The 18,082-nt window shown below is 67.2% G+C and carries 15 protein-coding genes; 8 read left to right on the forward strand and 7 right to left on the reverse strand.

The window, feature by feature from the left end:
- Positions 1-133 precede the first annotated feature (133 nt).
- Complete coding sequence (locus ACTJJM_RS19355; RefSeq protein WP_010482555.1) at positions 134-1,561, reverse strand: amino acid permease; 1,428 nt, start codon at positions 1,559-1,561, stop codon at positions 134-136.
- An 82-nt stretch (positions 1,562-1,643) separates the two neighbouring features.
- Complete coding sequence (locus ACTJJM_RS19360) at positions 1,644-3,119, reverse strand: amino acid permease (protein ID WP_010482554.1); 1,476 nt, start codon at positions 3,117-3,119, stop codon at positions 1,644-1,646.
- A 133-nt stretch (positions 3,120-3,252) separates the two neighbouring features.
- Between ACTJJM_RS19360 and ACTJJM_RS19365 the strand changes: the two genes are divergently transcribed.
- Positions 3,253-3,867, forward strand: a complete 615-nt coding sequence (locus tag ACTJJM_RS19365; protein WP_440865891.1) for an NUDIX hydrolase — start codon at positions 3,253-3,255, stop codon at positions 3,865-3,867.
- A 94-nt stretch (positions 3,868-3,961) separates the two neighbouring features.
- On the opposite strand, the gene serA is transcribed toward ACTJJM_RS19365, so the two are convergent.
- Positions 3,962-5,203: a phosphoglycerate dehydrogenase gene (gene serA / locus ACTJJM_RS19370; protein WP_010482552.1), complete on the reverse strand. Its 1,242-nt coding sequence runs from the start codon at positions 5,201-5,203 to the stop codon at positions 3,962-3,964.
- A gap of 169 nt (positions 5,204-5,372) precedes the next feature.
- Here serA and ACTJJM_RS19375 point away from each other — a divergent pair, with 169 nt between their 5' ends.
- The 3 genes from ACTJJM_RS19375 (at position 5,373) to ACTJJM_RS19385 (ending at position 9,029) form a co-directional block, all read left to right on the forward strand.
- The gene (locus ACTJJM_RS19375) at positions 5,373-6,761 is read left to right on the forward strand and encodes an FAD-binding oxidoreductase (protein WP_053442937.1); all 1,389 of its coding nucleotides are present in this window, start codon (positions 5,373-5,375) and stop codon (positions 6,759-6,761) included.
- Between the two features lie 62 nt (positions 6,762-6,823).
- Positions 6,824-7,123 (forward strand): DUF2388 domain-containing protein, encoded by a 300-nt coding sequence (locus ACTJJM_RS19380; protein ID WP_241883407.1) that lies wholly within the window; start codon positions 6,824-6,826, stop codon positions 7,121-7,123.
- A 70-nt stretch (positions 7,124-7,193) separates the two neighbouring features.
- Entirely contained in the window at positions 7,194-9,029 is a 1,836-nt protein-coding gene (locus ACTJJM_RS19385) for an Lnb N-terminal periplasmic domain-containing protein (RefSeq protein WP_440865892.1), read from the forward strand.
- Here the strand turns inward: ACTJJM_RS19385 and ACTJJM_RS19390 are convergent.
- Positions 9,007-10,083, reverse strand: a complete 1,077-nt coding sequence (locus ACTJJM_RS19390) for an ATP-binding protein (protein ID WP_440865893.1) — start codon at positions 10,081-10,083, stop codon at positions 9,007-9,009. The genes ACTJJM_RS19385 and ACTJJM_RS19390 overlap by 23 nt on opposite strands.
- Positions 10,083-10,799, reverse strand: a complete 717-nt coding sequence (locus ACTJJM_RS19395; RefSeq protein WP_020424480.1) for a response regulator — start codon at positions 10,797-10,799, stop codon at positions 10,083-10,085. The genes ACTJJM_RS19390 and ACTJJM_RS19395 overlap by 1 nt, the downstream gene beginning before the upstream one ends.
- A gap of 129 nt (positions 10,800-10,928) precedes the next feature.
- Here ACTJJM_RS19395 and ACTJJM_RS19400 point away from each other — a divergent pair, with 129 nt between their 5' ends.
- The 4 genes from ACTJJM_RS19400 (at position 10,929) to ACTJJM_RS19415 (ending at position 16,424) form a co-directional block, all read left to right on the forward strand.
- Complete coding sequence (locus ACTJJM_RS19400; protein ID WP_099559364.1) at positions 10,929-12,089, forward strand: efflux RND transporter periplasmic adaptor subunit; 1,161 nt, start codon at positions 10,929-10,931, stop codon at positions 12,087-12,089.
- Between the two features lie 36 nt (positions 12,090-12,125).
- Complete coding sequence (locus ACTJJM_RS19405) at positions 12,126-15,275, forward strand: multidrug efflux RND transporter permease subunit (protein WP_440865894.1); 3,150 nt, start codon at positions 12,126-12,128, stop codon at positions 15,273-15,275.
- Positions 15,256-15,648, forward strand: a complete 393-nt coding sequence (locus ACTJJM_RS19410; RefSeq protein WP_010482541.1) for a nuclear transport factor 2 family protein — start codon at positions 15,256-15,258, stop codon at positions 15,646-15,648. The genes ACTJJM_RS19405 and ACTJJM_RS19410 overlap by 20 nt, the downstream gene beginning before the upstream one ends.
- An 83-nt stretch (positions 15,649-15,731) precedes the next feature.
- The gene (locus tag ACTJJM_RS19415) at positions 15,732-16,424 is read left to right on the forward strand and encodes a COG3650 family protein (protein WP_440865895.1); all 693 of its coding nucleotides are present in this window, start codon (positions 15,732-15,734) and stop codon (positions 16,422-16,424) included.
- A 164-nt stretch (positions 16,425-16,588) separates the two neighbouring features.
- Here the strand turns inward: ACTJJM_RS19415 and yeiP are convergent, their stop codons facing one another.
- Both yeiP and ACTJJM_RS19425 read right to left on the reverse strand, forming a co-directional pair.
- Complete coding sequence (yeiP, locus tag ACTJJM_RS19420) at positions 16,589-17,155, reverse strand: elongation factor P-like protein YeiP (protein ID WP_005409468.1); 567 nt, start codon at positions 17,153-17,155, stop codon at positions 16,589-16,591.
- 49 nt (positions 17,156-17,204) lie between these two features.
- The gene (locus ACTJJM_RS19425) at positions 17,205-17,975 is read right to left on the reverse strand and encodes an SDR family oxidoreductase (protein ID WP_049453502.1); all 771 of its coding nucleotides are present in this window, start codon (positions 17,973-17,975) and stop codon (positions 17,205-17,207) included.
- Positions 17,976-18,082 lie beyond the last annotated feature (107 nt).

Consider the following 18,082-nt stretch of genomic DNA (forward strand, 5'->3'; position numbering starts at 1 on the left):
CCCCCCCCCCCCCCCCCCCCCCCCCCCCCCCCCCCCCCCCCCCCCCCCCCCGCCAAACCCTCAGCTCAGCTGTTGCCGTTGCTCTGGCTTCAAAGGCAGGTGCAGGGCCGCAGGCCCTGCAATGCAGAAAACCTCACTTCCCCCGCAGCCGGCTGTGCCTGAACCCGTAGCAGAAATAGATCACGAAACCGACGAACGTCCACACGCCCATCAGCATCCAGTTGTGCATCGTCATCGCCGACAGCAGCGCCAGGCAGCTCAGTACGCCCAGGCTGCAGATCAGCCAGGCCATCGGCATGCGGAACGGGCGCGGCAGGTCCGGCTGGGTGCGGCGCAGGATCAGCACGCCGGCACACACGGCGGCGAACGCGATCAGTGTACCCATCGAGGTCAGCTCACCGAGGATGTCCAGCGGGAACAGCGCCGCCAGCAGCGCGATGCCGATGCCGGTGATCACGGTGTTGATGTGCGGGGTGCGGTACTTCGGATGGATCTTGGTGAACACCGGCGGCAGCAGGCCATCGCGGCCCATGATCATGAAGATGCGCGGCTGGCCGATGATCATCACCAGCACCACCGAGGACAGGCCGACCAGCGCGCCGACCTCGACCACCCAGCGCAGCCAGCCTAGCTGCGGATGCGCCGCCACGGCAGTCACCACCGGCTCGTCGGTGCCGAGCAGCTGGAACGGCACCAGGCCGGTCATCACCGCGGCCATCGCGATGTAGAGCACGGTGCAGATCACCAGCGACAGCATCATGCCGAACGGCATGTCGCGCTGCGGGTTCTTCGATTCCTGCGCCGCCACCGATACCGCTTCGAAGCCGATGTAGGCGAAGAACACCATCGCCGCGCCACGCAGCACGCCTTCCATGCCGTACTTGCCGGGGCCTTCGTTGGCGGGGATGAACGGCGTCCAGTTGCTGGTGTCCACGTACTTCCAGCCGACCACGATGACCAGCAGGATGAGGCCGGTCTTGAGCACGACCATCGCCATGTTCATCGCCGAGGACTTGCTGATGCCGACGTAGCACAGCCAGGTCAGCAACAGTACCAGTGCCGCGGCGGGCAGGTTGGCGATCGCACCGGTGGGGCGCAGCTGTGCGTCCAGTGGCGCACTGACCAGCGCCGCTGGCAGATGGATGTCGAACTGGCTGAGCAGGCTGAGGAAGTAGCCGGTCCAGCTGACCGCCACCGCCGAGGCGGAGACGCCGTATTCGAGCACCAGCATCCAGCCGATGAACCAGGCCGAGAGCTCGCCGAAGGTGGCGTAGGTGTAGGTGTAGGCGCTGCCGGAGACCGGCACCATCGAGGCGAACTCGGCATAGGCCAGCGCGCAGAAAGCGCAGCAGATGGCGGCCAGCACGAAGGACAGCATGATGGCCGGGCCGGCGTGGTTGGCGGCGGCCTGGCCGGTGATGACGAAGATGCCGCCGCCGATCACCGCGCCGATACCCAGGGCGGTCAGGCCCCAGGGGCCGAGGTGGCGGCGCAGGCTCAGGCCGTTGGCGTCTTCATGGGCGGCATGCGGGTGCTTGGTGGCCCACAGTTGCTTGAACATGTGTGGTGGTCTTGTCGAAGCGCGCCATGACCGGCGCGCGGGGAAAACGGACGGGCCGGCGCGAGGCCGGCCCGTAGGCGGATCAGGGCGATTTGGCCAGCTTGCTGTTGCGGATGCCGTAGCCCAAGTAGATCAGCAGGCCGAGCAGCGTCCAGCCCACGAACAGGTGCCAGTGCACCACGAACGCCTGCCAGAACAGGAACAGGCAGGTGGCCGCGCCCAGCGGGCAGATGATCCACACCATCGGCACGCGGAACGGGCGATGGATCTCCGGCTTGGAATAGCGCAGCACGAGCACGCCGATGCAGACCGTGGCGAAGGCAAGCAGGGTACCCATCGACACCAGTTCACCCAGCACGTTCAGCGGCACCAGGCCAGCCAGCGCGGCGGCGATCACGCCGACCACGATGGTGGCGACGTACGGGGTGCGGAAACGGGCGTGGACCTTGCCGAAGAACTTCGGCAGCAGGCCGTCGCGGGAGATCGTGTAGGCGATGCGGGTCTGGCCCATCATCATCACCAGCACCACCGAGGACAGGCCGGCGATGGCGCCGATCTCCACGAACGTTTTCAGCCAGGACAGGGTCGGGTAGGGCTCCAGCGCGGTCGCCACCGGCTTGTCGGTGCCCAGCAGGTGGTACGGCATCATGCCGGTCAGCACCGCACAGACGATGATGTAGACGAGGGTGCACACGGCCAGCGAGCCGAGCAGGCCGATCGGCATGTTGCGCTGCGGATCCTTGGTTTCACCGGCGGCGGTGGAGACCGCATCGAAGCCGATGTAGGCGAAGAACACGATGGTGGCCGCGCGGAACACGCCGCTCCAGCCGAACTCACCCGGCACGCCGGTGTTTTCCGGGATGAACGGCTGCCAGTTGGCCGGGTCGATGTGGGCCGCACCGATGCCGATGAACAGGCAGATGACGGTGACCTTGATCGCCACGATGATCGCATTGACGAAGGCCGACTGGGTCACGCCCACGTACAGCAGGCCGGACACCGCCGCCACGATCAGCACCGCTGGCAGGTTGAACAGCTTGCCGGAGGCGATGAACTCGCTGCCGGTCCAGGCGATGGGCGCGGCACTGAGTGCATCCGGGAACGGCATGTGCAGCGTGGTGGTGATGAAGCTGATCAGGTACGCCGACCAGCCCACCGCGACTGAGGCCGAAGCGAACAGGTATTCCAGCACCAGGCACCAGCCGATGAACCAGGCCATGCCTTCGCCGAGGGTGGCGTAGGAATAGGAGTAGGCACTGCCGGAGACCGGCATCATTGCCGCGAACTCGGCGTAGCACAGGCCCGCCAGGGCGCAGGCGAAGCCGGCGATCACGAACGACAGCATCACTGCCGGGCCAGCATGGTTGGCCGCGGCCTGGCCGGTCAGCACGAAGATACCAGCGCCGATCACCGCACCCACGCCAAGCAGGATGAGGTGTTTAGCCGTGAGGGTCCGTTTCAACGTGGCTTCGCCGTCCAGGCTGCCTTCGATGGGTTCGCCAGCATCGACGTGCCCGGCCGGTTCGACCGGCTTGACCCTCAACAGAGCTTTCAGCATGCAGTACTTCCTAGTGATCGGATGGGGTGGGCCGCCGATACGTTGCCGGCAACCTTGGAATGGTGAAGGCCGCGCGAACGGCCCGCTGTACCTTAGCCAAAGCTGAAGCCAACGCACAAGCGCAATCGCAACAATGAACGGCGATAATGAGCAGTATTTTTCCAAACGCCGCCCATTCATGAGCCAGACCGCCGAAACCCTTGCCGTGCTTGACGATCGCCTGCGTGGCCTGCTGCGGGACTATGCCCGCCGCGAGCCTGCCCACGACGCACTGGCTGCCGAATTCGGCACATTGTTGGACGATCCGGAAGATCCGTTCCGCCGCGAGCGCCTGGACGGCCACTTCACCGCCAGCTGCTGGCTGGTCAGTGCCGATGGCCAGCGCCTGCTGCTGACCCATCACCGCAAGCTGCAGCGCTGGCTGCAGCTGGGCGGCCACGCCGACGGCGACCATGACCTGGCCCAGGTGGCGCTGAAGGAAGCCGAGGAGGAGTCGGGACTGAGCGGCCTGGTGTTGGAAGACCCGGCCATCTTCGATCTGGACAAGCATTGGATTCCGGAGCGCAAGGACGTGCCGGGACACTGGCACTACGACGTGCGTTTCGTGATCCGGGCGCTGGGTGGCGAGGCCTTCGTGCTCAGCGAGGAGTCGCTGGAGCTGGCGTGGCGGCCGGTGACCGAAGTCGCCGCCGATCCGGAATCGGATGAGTCGATGCAGCGCATGGCGCGCCGGTGGTTGGCGCGCTAGCAACCTGTAGAGCCGAGCCGATGCTCGGCTCGATGCGGGCCGGAACCGCAGCCGAGCATGGGCTCGGCTCTACACGTGCAAGGCGGGACGCGCGTCAATACAGGATGCGCGTCCGCAGCGTGCCCGGAATCGCGGCCAGCTCGTCGCGCACGGCAGCGGCCTGTGCCTCGCTGGCGGTGATGTCGATCACCACGTAGCCCACCTTCGGGTCGGTGCGCAGGAACTGGCCGTCGATGTTGACGTTGTGGCGCGAGAAGATCTCGTTGACCCTGGACAGCACGCCCGGCACGTTCTGGTGGATGTGCAGCAGGCGCAGGCTGTCTTCGTGTTCGGGCAGGGTCACTTCCGGGAAGTTGACCGCCGACAGGGTGCTGCCGTTGTCGCTGTAGCGCACCAGTTTGGCCGCCACTTCCACGCCGATGTTGTCCTGCGCTTCCAGCGTGCTGCCGCCTACGTGCGGGGTCAGGATCACGTTGTCGTGGCGGGTCAGCGGCGATTCGAAGATATCGCCGTTGCCCTTCGGCTCGACCGGGAACACGTCCAGTGCAGCGCCGCCGACGTGACCGCTGGCCAGTGCGGCATCCAGTGCATCGATGTCGACCACGGTGCCGCGCGCGGCGTTGATCAGGTGCGCGCCCTTGCGCATCTTCGCCAGCTCCGTGCTGCCGATCATCCACTGCGTGGACGGGGTTTCCGGCACGTGCAGGGTGACGATGTCGGCGCGCGCCAGCAGATCGTCCAGGCTGGCGGCAGCACGGGCATTGCCCAGCGCCAGCTTGGTTTCCACGTCGTGGAAGATCACCTGCATGCCCAGCGATTCGGCCAGCACGCCGACCTGGGTGCCGATGTGGCCGTAACCGATGATGCCCAGCGTCTTGCCGCGCACTTCATGGCTGCCGCTGGCCGACTTCGACCAGCCGCCGCGATGGCATTCGGCGTTCTTCTGCGGGATGCCACGGGTCAGCATGATCGCCTCGGCGATCACCAGCTCGGCCACGCTGCGGGTATTGGAGTAGGGCGCGTTGAACACCGGGATACCGGCCAGCTCGGCCGCGTCCAGGTCCACCTGGTTGGTGCCGATGCAGAAGCAGCCCACCGCGATCAGGCGCTTGGCCTCGGCCAGCACCTCGGCGCTGAGCTGGGTACGCGAACGGATGCCGACAATATGTGCCTCGGCGATGCGCGCCTTCAGTTCGTCCTCGGGCAGCGCCTTGGTGTGCGCTTCGATCTGGCTGTAGCCGGCGGCGCTGAACACTTCCACGGCGGTCTGGCTGACCCCCTCCAGCAACAGCACGCGGATATCCTGCTTCGGGAACGAGGTCTTCTTCGGCGACATGGGGCAACACGGCCAGTGGGACAGGGGCTGACCACTATGCCAGATCGAAGCCCCCATGGTGCAGTGCGCAATTGGTTGCATCCGTAGCTATCGGCGCGGCTGCGGGGCTGGACGCTGGCGCGCGCCGCTGGCACGCTTGCCCGTTCTTCACGCACCGCGCTGGACCGTCATGACTGATTCCCGCATTGCCTCGCTGCAGCAGGCCTGTCCCGGCCTGAAGCTGAAGACCGACCCGGCCGACCTGGAGCATTACGGGCGCGACTGGACCCGGCGCTGGACGCCGGCGCCGCTGGCGATCGCACTGCCGGCCACGGTCGAGGAGGTGCAGGCGGTGATGCGCTGGAGTGCAGGCGAGGGCGTGGCCGTGGTGCCGTCCGGCGGCCGCACCGGCCTCTCCGGGGGCGCGGTGGCTGCCAACGGCGAGCTGGTGCTCAGCCTGGAACGGATGAACAAGGCACTGGCCTACGACGCGGTCGATCGCACCCTGGTGGTGCAGGCCGGCATGCCACTGGAAGCTGTGCACAATGCCGCGCTGGACCACGGCCTGATCTACCCGGTGGATTTCGCCGCGCGCGGGTCCTGCACGATCGGCGGCAACATCGCCACCAATGCCGGCGGCATCCGTGTGATCCGCTACGGCAACACCCGCGAATGGATCGCCGGGCTGAAGGTGGTCACCGCCAGCGGCGAGTTGCTGGAGCTCAACAAGGGCCTGATCAAGAACTCCAGCGGCTATGACTTCCGCCAGCTGCTGATCGGCTCGGAGGGCACGCTGGGCGTGATCGTCGAAGCCACGGTGAAGCTGACCGACCCGCCGCCGGCCAGCAACGTGATGCTGCTGGCACTGCCCAGTTTCGAAGTGCTGATGCAGGTGTTTGCTGCGTTCCGCGCGCGCCTGCAGCTGCAGGCCTTCGAGTTCTTCACCGACCGGGCGTTGGAGCACGTGCTGGCGCACGGTGCGCAGGCGCCGTTCGACGAGGTGCATCCGTACTACGTGGTCACCGAGTTCGCCGCCGGCGACGACGCTCAGGAAGCGGCGGCGATGGCGGCCTTCGAGGACTGCATGGGCAACGGCTGGGTCAGCGATGGGGTGATCAGCGCCAGCGACGCCCAGGCCGCCCAGCTGTGGCGCCTGCGCGAAGGCATCACCGAGTCGCTGGCGCGCTACAAGCCCTACAAGAATGATGTCTCGGTGCGGATCTCGTCGATGCCGGCGTTCCTGGCTGAAACCCAGGCATTGATCGGGCAGGCATACCCGCACTTCGACGTGGTGTGGTTCGGCCATATCGGTGACGGCAACCTGCACATCAACGTGCTCAAGCCGGATGACACCAGCGACGCCGATTTCGTGGCGCAGTGCGAGCAGGTGACCAAGCTGTTGGCGCAGGTACTGGCGCGCTTCGACGGCAGCATCTCGGCCGAGCATGGCATCGGCCTGGTCAAGAAGGGCTACCTGGACAGCACCCGCGGCCCGGCCGAGATCGCGCTGATGAAGGCGGTCAAACGGGCGTTCGATCCCCAAGCGCGGCTGAATCCCGGCAAGCTGTTCGACGTTTGAGCCGGACAAATCCTTCACGCACCCGTTACGCTCCACGCTTCCTCACAACCGGCTTCGAACCGATGACCCGTCCGCTTCTGCTGCTCGCCCTGCTGTCCCTGCCGCTGGCCGGCTTCGCTTCCAGCTTCGCCGGTACGTCGGCCGGTTCGGCCACGGGTGCGTCCTCCGGTTCCTCGGGCAGCAGCTCGGGTGATGACAAGGTGGTGCTGGCTGCACGCGACGATGCGGCTGCATTCGTCGCCAGCGATGGCGAGATTCGTGGCGCCCGCCTGCAGGCCGCACTGGTCCACCTGCGTGAGCAGAGCGCCGCCGCGCAGCAGCAGAGCGACCTGGAACTGGCCCGTACGCTGCTGGCTCGTTGATCCAGGCTGCATGACCTCGGCGTCATCGCCTTCTGTAGAGCCGAGCCATGCTCGGCTGAATGCCCGGCACATGCGGATCGCAACAGCAGCCGAGCACGGCTCGGCTCTACAGAGGCACAGCGGGCGGTGCGGGTGGATCGCCGCATTAGCGTGGCTGCTCATCCCTTCCGCGCACGCGGCTGATCGCCTGCAGCTTGATCCGTCCGGTCTCGACCCGGCGCAGCAGCAGCTCGCCAGCCAGACCCTGGCCGACGTGCAGTCCCTGCTGCCTGATGGCCTGCTGCGTGCATTGCCGTCACAGGTCCAGGTGCGTTGGCGTGATGATCTGCCGGCCGATGTGCACGGCCGCGCTTTCGCCGGGCGCATCGGCCTGCGTCGCGAGCTGCTGGATGATGCCGTGCCCGGCGCGCGCCGCGCACGCCGCAGCGCGCTGGTACACGAACTGACCCATGTTGCAGACCGTACGGGGGCGAACTGGTCGCGCAGTGTGCGCTGGCGTGATCTGGCCGGATGGCAGCGCAAGCCCTGGCATCTCGGTCGTGGCGACAACGACTTCCGTGACCGCAGTCCCGATGCGTATGAACTGAAGGACCCGGCCGAGTACCTGGCAGTGAACGCCGAGCTTTTCGTGCTCGACAGCGAGTTCGCCTGCCGGCGCCCAGCGCTGGCGCAGTGGTACCAGGTCCATTTCGGAACGCCGCCATCGCTGCCGCAGTCGCACTGCGCTACGACGCTGTCCTTGCTCCAGGCCGACTCAGAAGACGGTGCCGCATCGCTGCTGCAGCTCGACCCCGCGCGTGTCTATGCCGTGGATTACCTGTTCGCCGAAGGCAGTGCTCAGCCGATGAGCCGCTGGGGCCACAGCATGCTGCGGCTGGTGATCTGCCGGCCGGGCCGTGCGCCGGGGCCGGACTGTCGCCTGGACCTGGAATACCACCGCGTGCTGTCGTTCCGCGCGTTCGTCGGCGACGTACAGATTTCCAACTGGCGTGGCCTGACCGGTGGCTACCCGTCGCGCCTGTTCGTGCTGCCGCTGCAGCAGGTGGTGGACGAGTACACCAAGGTGGAGCTGCGGGGGGTGCAGTCGCTGCCGTTGCGGTTGTCGCCCGGCGAGATCGCCAGCCTGCTCGAGCGCACTGCACAGGTGCACTGGAGCTATGACGGGCGCTATTACTTCATCAGCAACAACTGCGCGGTGGAAACCGCAAAGCTGCTGCAGGCGGGTGTGCCGCGCCTGGGTGAGGCGGGCTTGGCCCAGCTGAGTCCGCGCGGGTTGAAGCGTCGGCTGTCCAGGCTGCATGTGCTGGACGAGCAGGTGCTCACGGACCGCAATGCAGCGCAGGCGCAGGGCTACTACTTTGCTTCGGCGCGCGATCACTATCAGCAGTTGTTCGCCGTGGCGAGCTCACAGCTGGGGCTGCCGGTGCGCGATGTGCGCGGCTGGCTGAAGCTGCCCGCACCGCAGCGTGCGCCGTGGCTGCTGCAGGGTGACCTGCGTGCCAGCGCCGGGTTGCTGCTGCTGGAACAGGCGGCGCAACGCCGCGCCGAGCTGCGTGCGCGCGATGTGCTGAAACGACGCTTGCTGGCCGCACCGGACAGTGCCGAGACGCGCGGCCTGCGCCAGCTGCTGGAGCAGGGTGGGCAATGGTTGCGCCCGGGTACGCTGCTGGCGGACGGTGGCTATGGGTTGCCGCTGGTCGATGAGCAGGTGGTGCTGGCCGAAGCGGTTGCCACCGCCAGCGCACAGGCGGTGCCGGCCTGGCAGGCGCTGCGCGTGCAGCTGCGCCAGCAGTTGCCGGCAGGCCAGCGCAACGAGATGGATGCGATCGATGCCAACCTCGCTGCACTCGGCGCGCGCCTGCGGGAACAGGCAGCCGCGCCCGCTACTGGCGCGGCAGTTCGATGACGAAACGGCTGCCACAGGCGTTGCCCGCCGTGCAGTAGACGCGGCCGCCGTGCGCGTCGGCGATGGCCTTGACCACCGCCAGGCCGAGCCCACTGCCACCGCCCTGGCGTGAACGCGAGCCGTCGGCACGCATGAACGGGCTGAAGATGTCGGCGTGCAGCTCCGGATCGATGCCCGGGCCCTCATCCTCGATTGCTACCTGCACATGGCCTGGTGTGTCATGCACGGCAATCCGTACCTTGCCCGGGCTGGCATACCGACGCGCGTTTTCCAGCAGCGCCAGCAGCGCCTGGCGCAGGCGCGTGGGATCACAGTGCGCGTTGTGTTCCTCGCGGCTGGTTTCCAGCTCCAGCACGAAGCCTGCAGCGCGGAACTGCGGATCGACCAGGGTCATCACCGAATGCACCTCGGCCACCACGTCGGTGCGCGCGCGACGCACGTCCAGCCGCGCATTGTCAGACAGGCTCAGCACGCGCAGATCTTCAATCAGGCGGGACAACCCTTCGACCTGGGCAAGCAGGCTGCGGAACTGCGACTCGTCCGGCTGGAACACGCCCTCGGCCAGCCCCTGCAGGCGGCCACGCAGGATCGTCACCGGGGTCCGCAATTCATGGGCAATAGCCGCATGCCACATCGCGCGCTCGCTCTCCATGTGCTGCAGGCGGCGCGCCATCGCATTGAAATCCTCGACCAGGGTTGCCACTTCGCCCGGTGAGTTTTCCTCGACGCTGGCGCGCGCACCGAGGTCGCCGCCGGCGAGCGCGCGCACGCTGTCGACCAGCGAATTCAAGGGCGACAGGATGCGATGCGCCAGTCGGAACGAGGCGGCGATGGCCAGTGCCAGGCCGGTCAGGATCACCCCGACCATCCATGCCAGCTCCGGGCCGGTCGGCAGCCAGCTTTCCGGTTCCTCGGCACTGCCGGGGAAGAACTCGACCAGCACCGCGTACAGCAGCCATGACGACAGGATCATCATCACGATGACGCCGATCACCATCAACGACATCGAGACGATGATGTGTCGGCTGAGCCCGGAGCGGCGCAGGTGCGCCATCAGCGGTCGGCCATCAGCCGGTAGCCGACACCGCGCACGCTGGCCGGAACATTGACCATGCCTACTTCGTCCAGTTTGCGGCGCAGCTTGCTGACATGGCTGTCGACGGTGCGTTCCAGCGCTTCGCTTTCCGGCAGGCATTCGTGCATCAGTTCGCTGCGGCTGAAGATGCGGGTCGGCGCCAGCGCCATGCAGTGCAGCAGCTTGAACTCGGTGAGCGTGAGCAGCACTTCGTGGCTGTAGCCTTCGCCCTCCACATGCACGGCATGGGTGGCCGAGTCGATCAGCAGCGGGCCCGCCCGCAGCGCGGTCGGTGCATCCACGCGCGAGGCGCGCAACGTACGCCGCAGCACGGCGCGCACGCGTGCTGCCACTTCGGCCGGATTGAACGGCTTGACCACGTAGTCGTCGGCGCCCATGCGCAGTGCGGTCAGCTTGTCCAGGTCCTGGTCCAGTGCGGTCAGCATGATCACCGGCGTTTCGCCGCGCTGGCGCAGCTGGGTCAGCACGCTCCAGCCATCCAGGCGCGGCAGCTGCACATCGAGCAGGACCAGGTCGGGGCGGGCGCTGCGGTGCAGGTCCAGTGCGCTGTGGCCGTCGGCGGCGCGCAGTGTACGCAGTCCTTCGCGTTCCAGATAGGCGGTGAGAATATCGGCGATCTCGGCCTCATCCTCGACGATCAGGACGAGGGCGGCGAGGGCAGGGGCGGCATGCATGCAGGGGCGGGGCCTTAAGGTGCTTGCCTCCATCGTATCTCCACAGTTCCTCCATCGAAACCCCATCATTGCCACGCACACTTCACGCTTCAGAACCTATCAGCCGCCTGCGCGGCATTGTGCACAGCAATGAGAACCTTCAGGACTCCGGCCACGTTGATCGCGGCCCTCGCCCTGGCCATGACGGCCTGCTCAACCCCCGAAGCTACGCCGGAAGCCACACCGCGTGTCAGCGTGGTCACCGTCGGCCCGCAGGTGGTACAGCGCGATGACGAACTGCCCGGCCGCGTGGCTGCCGTGCGCACCGCACAGATCCGTGCCCAGGTGGGCGGCATCGTGCAGCGCCGCCTGTTCGACCAGGGCGCAGAAGTGAGCGCCGGCCAGGCGCTGTTCCAGATCGATCCGGCGGCATTCCGTGCAGACGTGGATTCGGCACTGGCAGCACTTCAGCGCAGCGAAGCGGCGCTGGGCCGCAGCCGCGTGCAGTCACAGCGCCTGCATGCACTGGCGGCCGCGCAGGCGGTCAGCCAGCAGCACCGCGACGATGCCAGTGCCGAGTACGAACAGGCCCGTGCCGCGGTGAACGAGGCGCGCGCGATCCTGGCCCGTCGCCAGCTTGACCTGCGCTATGCCACGGTCAGTGCACCGATTGCCGGCCGCATCGACCAGGCGCTGGTGACCGAAGGCGCACTGGTGGGCGTGGCCGATGCCGAGCCGATGGCGGTGGTGCAGCAGATCGACCAGGTCTACGTCGATGTGCGCCAGCCGGCGGCCCAGCTGGAATCACTGCAGCGCAGCGCTGCCGGTGGCGGCGAGCTGCCGGTGACGATCATCGGTGCGGCCGGGAAGCCGCTGTCCGAGCGTGGCCAGATGCTGTTCTCCGGCATCAACGTCGATGCGCGTACCGGTGATGTGATCCTCCGCATTCTGGTCGACAACCCGCAGCGCCAGCTGCTGCCGGGCATGTACGTGCGCGCGAGGGTGCCGCGTGGTGCGCCGGCCAGTGCACTGACCGTGCCACAGCAGGCCGTGCTGCGCAGCGCCGGTGGCCAGGCCTATGCCTGGGTGATCGGTGGCGATGGCAAGGCGGTGATCCGCACGCTGGAGGTCGACGGCAGCGTTGATCGCCAGTGGCTGGTGCGCACGGGCCTGAAGGCGGGCGAAAAGGTAGTGGTCGAGGGCCAGGAACGCCTGCAGGAAGGCGTGGTGGTCGATGCGCGCGATTGGCAGATGCCGGTCGCCAGCGCCAGCGCCAGCGCCGGCGCGGTGCAGGCCGGCAGCAAGGGCTGAGCCTCTACCGGGCTGGTCCCTCCAGGGAAATCCAACATGGCACGTTTCTTCATCGATCGCCCGGTGTTCGCCTGGGTGCTGGCGATCTTCATCATCCTGGCTGGCGTACTGGCGATCCCACGGCTGGCCGTTGAGCGCTATCCGGCGGTGGCGCCACCCAGCGTCAGCATCTATGCCAGCTACCCGGGTGCCAGCCCGCAGACGCTGAATGATGCGGTGGTCGGCCTGATCGAGCGCGAGCTGTCCAGCGTCAAGCACCTGCTGTACTTCGAGTCGTCGGTGGATACCTCCGGCGAAGCCTCGATCACTGCGACCTTCAAGCCGGGTACCAACCCGGAGCTGGCGCAGGTTGACGTGCAGAACCGGATCAAGGCGATCGAACCGCGCCTGCCGCGCAGCGTGCGCCAGAACGGCCTGTTCGTGGAGGCCGCCGATTCCGGCTTCCTGATGCTGGTCGGCCTGCGTTCGCCGGATGCCAGCGTCAGCGAAGCGGCGCTGGGCGACTTCATGGCGCGCAACATCATCGAAGAGCTGCGCCGCATCGATGGCGTCGGCCGCGTGCAGCTGTTCGGCGCCGAGCAGGCGATGCGTGTGTGGCTGGACCCGACCCGGTTGACCGGCTACGGCCTGACCATGGGCGACGTCGCCGCCGCCATCGAGCAGCAGAACCTGGAGATCTCGCCGGGACGCATCGGCGATTCGCCGGGTGTGCCGGGCCAGCGCATTACCGTGCCGTTGAGTGCCGACGGCCAACTGTCCACGCCGGAACAGTTCGCTGCCATCGTGCTGCGCGCCGGGGCCGACGGCTCGCGGGTGCTGCTGGGCGATGTCGCCCGCGTCGAGCTGGGCGCCCAGAGCTATGCCTGGGGCACCCGCGAGGACGGCCATCCGGCCACCGCCGCCGGCGTGCAGCTGCGTCCTGGCGCGAACGCGGTGCGCACCGCGTCGGCGGTGCGTGAGCGCATGGCCGAGCTGGCACCGCTGCTGCCGCGCGGCGTGGAAGCGAGCATTCCGTTCGATACCGCGCCGTTCGTCAAGATCTCGATCCAGAAGGTGGTGCAGACGCTGCTGGAGGCGATGCTGCTGGTGTTCGCGGTGATGTACCTGTTCCTGCAGAACTGGCGCTACACGCTGATCCCGGCGCTGGTCGCACCGATCGCACTGCTCGGTACCTTCGCGGTGATGCTGGCGCTGGGCTTCTCGATCAATGTGCTGACCATGTTCGGCATGGTGCTGGCAATCGGCATCATCGTCGACGACGCGATCGTGGTGGTCGAAGGCGTGGAACGGATCATGGCCGAAGAAGGGCTGCCGCCGCGCGAGGCCACCATCAAGGCGATGCGTGAGCTGACCGGCGCAGTGATCGGCATCACCCTGGTGTTGACCGCGGTGTTCATCCCGATGGCGTTGGCCAGCGGCTCGGTGGGCGCGATCTACCGCCAGTTCACCGTGGCGATGGCGGTGTCGATCCTGTTCTCGGCGCTGCTGGCATTGAGCCTGACGCCGGCGCTGTGCGCGACGCTGCTGCGCCCGAACAGCCATGGCCATCATGGTCGTGGTGGGCTGTTCGGCGCCTTCAACCGTGGCTTCGAGCGGATGACCGGGCGTTACCAGCGTAGTGTGGCGTCGGTGCTGCAGCGGAGCGGGCGGGTCATGGGCGTGTTCGCCGCGCTGGTGGCGGCGTTGCTGCTGGGCCTGCACTGGCTGCCGGGCGCATTCCTGCCGGAAGAGGACCAGGGCTACTTCATGACCTCGATCCAGCTGCCGGCCGAAGCGACGGCCGAGCGCACGCTGACCGTGGTCGAAGCCTACGAAAGGCATGTGGCGTCACGCCCGGGCATCGGCTCCAACCAGTCGATCCTCGGCTACAGCTTCTCCGGGTCCGGCCCGAGCGCGGCGCTGACCTACACCATGCTGAAGGACTGGGGCGAGCGTGCAGGAGCCACCGCGGCCGGCGAAGTGGTGGCCGCGCAGAAGGCGATGGCGACGATTGCCGAGGGCGAGGTGATGAGCGTGATGCCGCCGGCCATCGACAGCCTGGGACGCTCCTCCGGCTTCTCACTGGCGCTGCAGGCGCGCACCGGGCAGAGCCAGGCAGAGCTGCGCGCGGCCCTGCAGCAGCTGCTGAAGCTGGCCGAGGCCAGTCCGCTGCTGTCGGAGATGCATGCCGATGGCCTGCCAGCAGGCACCAGCGTGCGGCTGGACATCGACCGCGCCAAGGCCGAGGCGATGGGCGTGGGGTTCGAGCAGATCAGCAGCACGCTGTCGGCGGCGATGGGCTCGCAGTACGTCAACGACTTCCCCAACAAGGGCCGGCTGCAGCAGGTGATCCTGCAGGCCGATGCACCGCACCGGATGGAGCTGGAGGATGTGCTGAAGCTGTACGTTCGCAACAGCGAAGGCGGCATGGTGGCGTTGTCGGAACTGGTGACGCCGCACTGGACCGAGGCGCCGTTGCAGCTGCAGCGCTATCTCGGCTTCCCGGCGCTGAACCTGTCCGGCGCACCGGCCTCCGGCGTGTCGACCGGCCAGGCCATGGCGGAGATGGAGCGGTTGGCGCAGAAGCTGCCGTCCGGCTTTGCCCTGCAGTGGACCAGCCAGTCGCTGCAGGAGCGGGAGTCGGGGGCGCAGGCACCGTGGCTGCTGTTGTTGTCGATGCTGGTGGTGTTCCTGGTGCTGGCGGCTCTCTATGAGAGCTGGTCGATCCCGCTGGCGGTGATGCTGGTGGTGCCGCTGGGCCTGCTCGGTGCGGTCGCCGCGGTGCTGCTGCGGGGCATGCCCAACGACGTGTTCTTCAAGGTCGGCATGATCACCGTGATCGGGCTGTCGGCGAAGAACGCGATCCTCATCGTCGAGTTCGCGCGCCAGCTGCAGCAGCAGGGTCGCGGCCTGGTCGAGGCGGCATTGGAAGCTGCCAGGTTGCGCCTGCGGCCGATCGTGATGACCTCGCTGGCATTCGCGCTGGGCGTGGTGCCGTTGATGCTGGCGCAGGGCGCGTCGAAGGAAACCCAGCAGGCGATTGGAACCGGTGTGTTCGGCGGCATGGTCAGTGCGACCGTGCTGGCGGTGTTCTTCGTACCGGTCTTCTATGTAGTAGTGCAGGGCGCGCGGCAGTGGATCGCGCAACGCCTGCGCAGGCGCCGGCCGATGCCGGAAGGATCCGTGGATGGAACGGAACATCGTTGAAGATCTGCATGAACAACAGTTGATGGTGCTGGAGCAGCGCCTGTGCGCAGCGTTGCTGGAAAATGATCACGATGCGCTGACCGCGCTGGTATCGCCGGCCTTGTTCATGATGGATGGCCAAGGCGGGCGCATGCTCGATCTGCCGTGGCTGGGCGATTGGCTGGCCGGCGGCCTGCAGGTACGAAGCCTGCAGCTGCACGCAGTTGAAACGCTGCTGTGTGGTCGCCTGGCACTGCTGTCCAGCAACGTGCGGTTGTCAGTGTGGCAGCAGGACCAGGAGCGTGAAGTGAAGCTGCGCCTGTTGCGCGTCTGGACCTGCAGTTCCGGCGGCAGTGGCGCACAGCTGCTGTCGATGGCGGTGCTGGCCGCCTGAGTGCGGTCAGGCCGCTTTCAGGCCCCGCTCACCGGCAGATGGTAGGGTCGAGCCTCTCTGTAGTGTCGACAAGGAGTCGAGCCATGCGTGTAGTTCCCAGTCTGTTGGCAGCCCCCCTGGGGGTGGTGCTGGCTGCGTGCCAGCCGGCCCAGGCACCCGCTGCGGGCGGCAATGACACCCCGCCTGCCACGCCGCAGCCAAGTGCCAGCACCGAAGGTGGCAGCGAGACCACCTACCAGTGTGGTGATCTCAGCGTGCGCGCGACCTTCACTGGCGAGGATACGGCCACGGTGGTGATCGGCGAGCGCACCTTTGCCATGACCTCCGAACGCGCGGCGTCCGGCGCCAAGTATGGCGATGGCCAGGGCAACAGCTTCTGGACCAAGGGCAGCGATGATGGCCTGCTGAGCCTGAAGGGCGAGGCGGACCGCGAGTGCCATGTGGTCGAAGCCACTGAAGGCGATGGCAGCGCCGGCAATGCTGCGTTCCGTGCCACCGGCAATGAGCCCGGCTGGCTGGCAGTTGTCGACGGCGACACGCCGGGCCTGCAGGTGGAAGTGGATTATGGTGAGCGTCGCTTCGATGTCGCCAAGCCCACCGAAGGTGCTGATGGCTGGAGTGGGAAGGCATCCGATGGCACCGACGTCAAGCTCAGCTTCCAGCGCACCACCTGCCAGGACGACATGAGTGGCGAGGCGTTCGAGGCCAAGGTGATGCTGACTGTCGGCACGCGCCAGTACCACGGCTGTGGCAATTTCGGCGCGAAGCAGCCGTAAGCCCTCTGTAGAGCCGAGCCCACGCTCGGCTGCGTTGTGCTCTGCACAGGCACTGCAGCTGAGCGCGGGCTCGGCTCTACACCACTGCTGTCAACGATGCGCTGCTTGCTGCCTGCGGCGAACTTGCCGCAAGCAGGGACAGGCAGCCGATCAGCGCAAGGCGCTTAGTCGGCACGGCCAGCGAATTCGCCGGTGGCGGTGTTCACCAGCACGCGCTCGCCGTTGACGATGTACTCCGGCACCATGATCTCGATGCCGGTGTTGAGCTTGGCCGGCTTCGGGCGCTTGGTGGCGGTGCCACCCTTCAGTTCCGGCGGGGTCTCGATCACTTCCAGCACCACCGAGGCCGGCAGCTGGATCGCCACCGGCTGCTCGTCGATCACCTGCACGTAGATGCCGGTCAGGCCGTCGGTGATGTAACCGGCGTCATCGCCGATCACGTCCGCGTCCAGGGTGTACGGGGTGTAGTCCTCGTCATCGAGGAACACGAAGGCATCGCCGTCCTTGTACGAATAGGTGGACTGGCGGCGCAGCAGTTCGACCTCGACCAGGTTGTCGTCGGCATCGAAGCTGGCGTCGAGCTTGTTGCCGCCCGGCACGCTGTACATGATGAAGCGGAAGCGGACGTTGCCGCCGCGACCCTGCGGCGAGCTGCGCTCGATGTCGCGGATCTGGTACACGCCGTTGTTGTACTCGACGACGTTGCCCTTCTTGATGTCGTTGGCTTTCATGGTGATCTAGGTCGTTGGGGGAGGGCGCCGTCCCGGCGCCCGTGGGGAATCACTTCGGAGCGAGGCGGGTAGCGCCGTCCAGGCGGATGGTCTCGCCGTTGAGATAGGTGTTGCCGAGGATGAAGCCGACCAGGCTGGCGAAGTCTTCCGGCTTGCCCAGGCGCGACGGGAACGGGATCGAGGCGGCCAGCGACTGCTGCACGGCTTCGGGCATGCCATCGACCATCGGCGTCCAGAACACGCCGGGTGCAATCGTATTGACGCGGATGCCAAAGCGCGACAGTTCGCGCGCCATCGGCAGCGTCATCGAGACCACGCCGCCCTTGCTGGCGGCATACGCGGCCTGGCCGATCTGGCCTTCATAGGCGGCGATGCTGGCGGTGTTGATGATCACGCCGCGCTCGCCGTCGGTGCCGGCTTCGTTGTGCTGCATGCGGTTGGCCGCGGCCTTGGCGACGTTGAAGCTGCCGACCAGGTTGACCATCACCGTGCCCTGGAAGCCGGCCAGCGGCATCGGGCCCTCCTTGCCCAGCACGCGACCGGCGCCGAGGATGCCGGCACAGTTCATCGCCACGTTCAGGCCGCCGAGGAAATCGTGGGCCTGGTCGATGGCCGCAGCCACGGCTGCTTCATCGCTGACGTTGACGTTGAAATAGCGGGCCTTGTCGGTACCCAGCCCGGCAACGGCGGCTGCACCCTTGTCGTCGTTGAGGTCGAACAGGGCCACCTTGCCGCCCTGGGCGACGAGGTGCTGGGCCACGGCCAGGCCGAGGCCGGAGACGCCGCCAGTGATCACGGCACGTACGGAAGACAGCTGCATTGAACGGTCCTGCAGGTTCGAGAACCGCCGATTCTAACGGAAGCCGCGACCTTCGCCGTTGTGCACTGGGGCGGCCGGTAAAGGGGGGGGGGGGTACCACCCCAACA

The sequence above is a fragment of the Stenotrophomonas sp. 22692 genome, from assembly GCF_052045015.1.
GTDB classification, from domain to species: Bacteria; Pseudomonadota; Gammaproteobacteria; order Xanthomonadales; family Xanthomonadaceae; genus Stenotrophomonas; species Stenotrophomonas geniculata.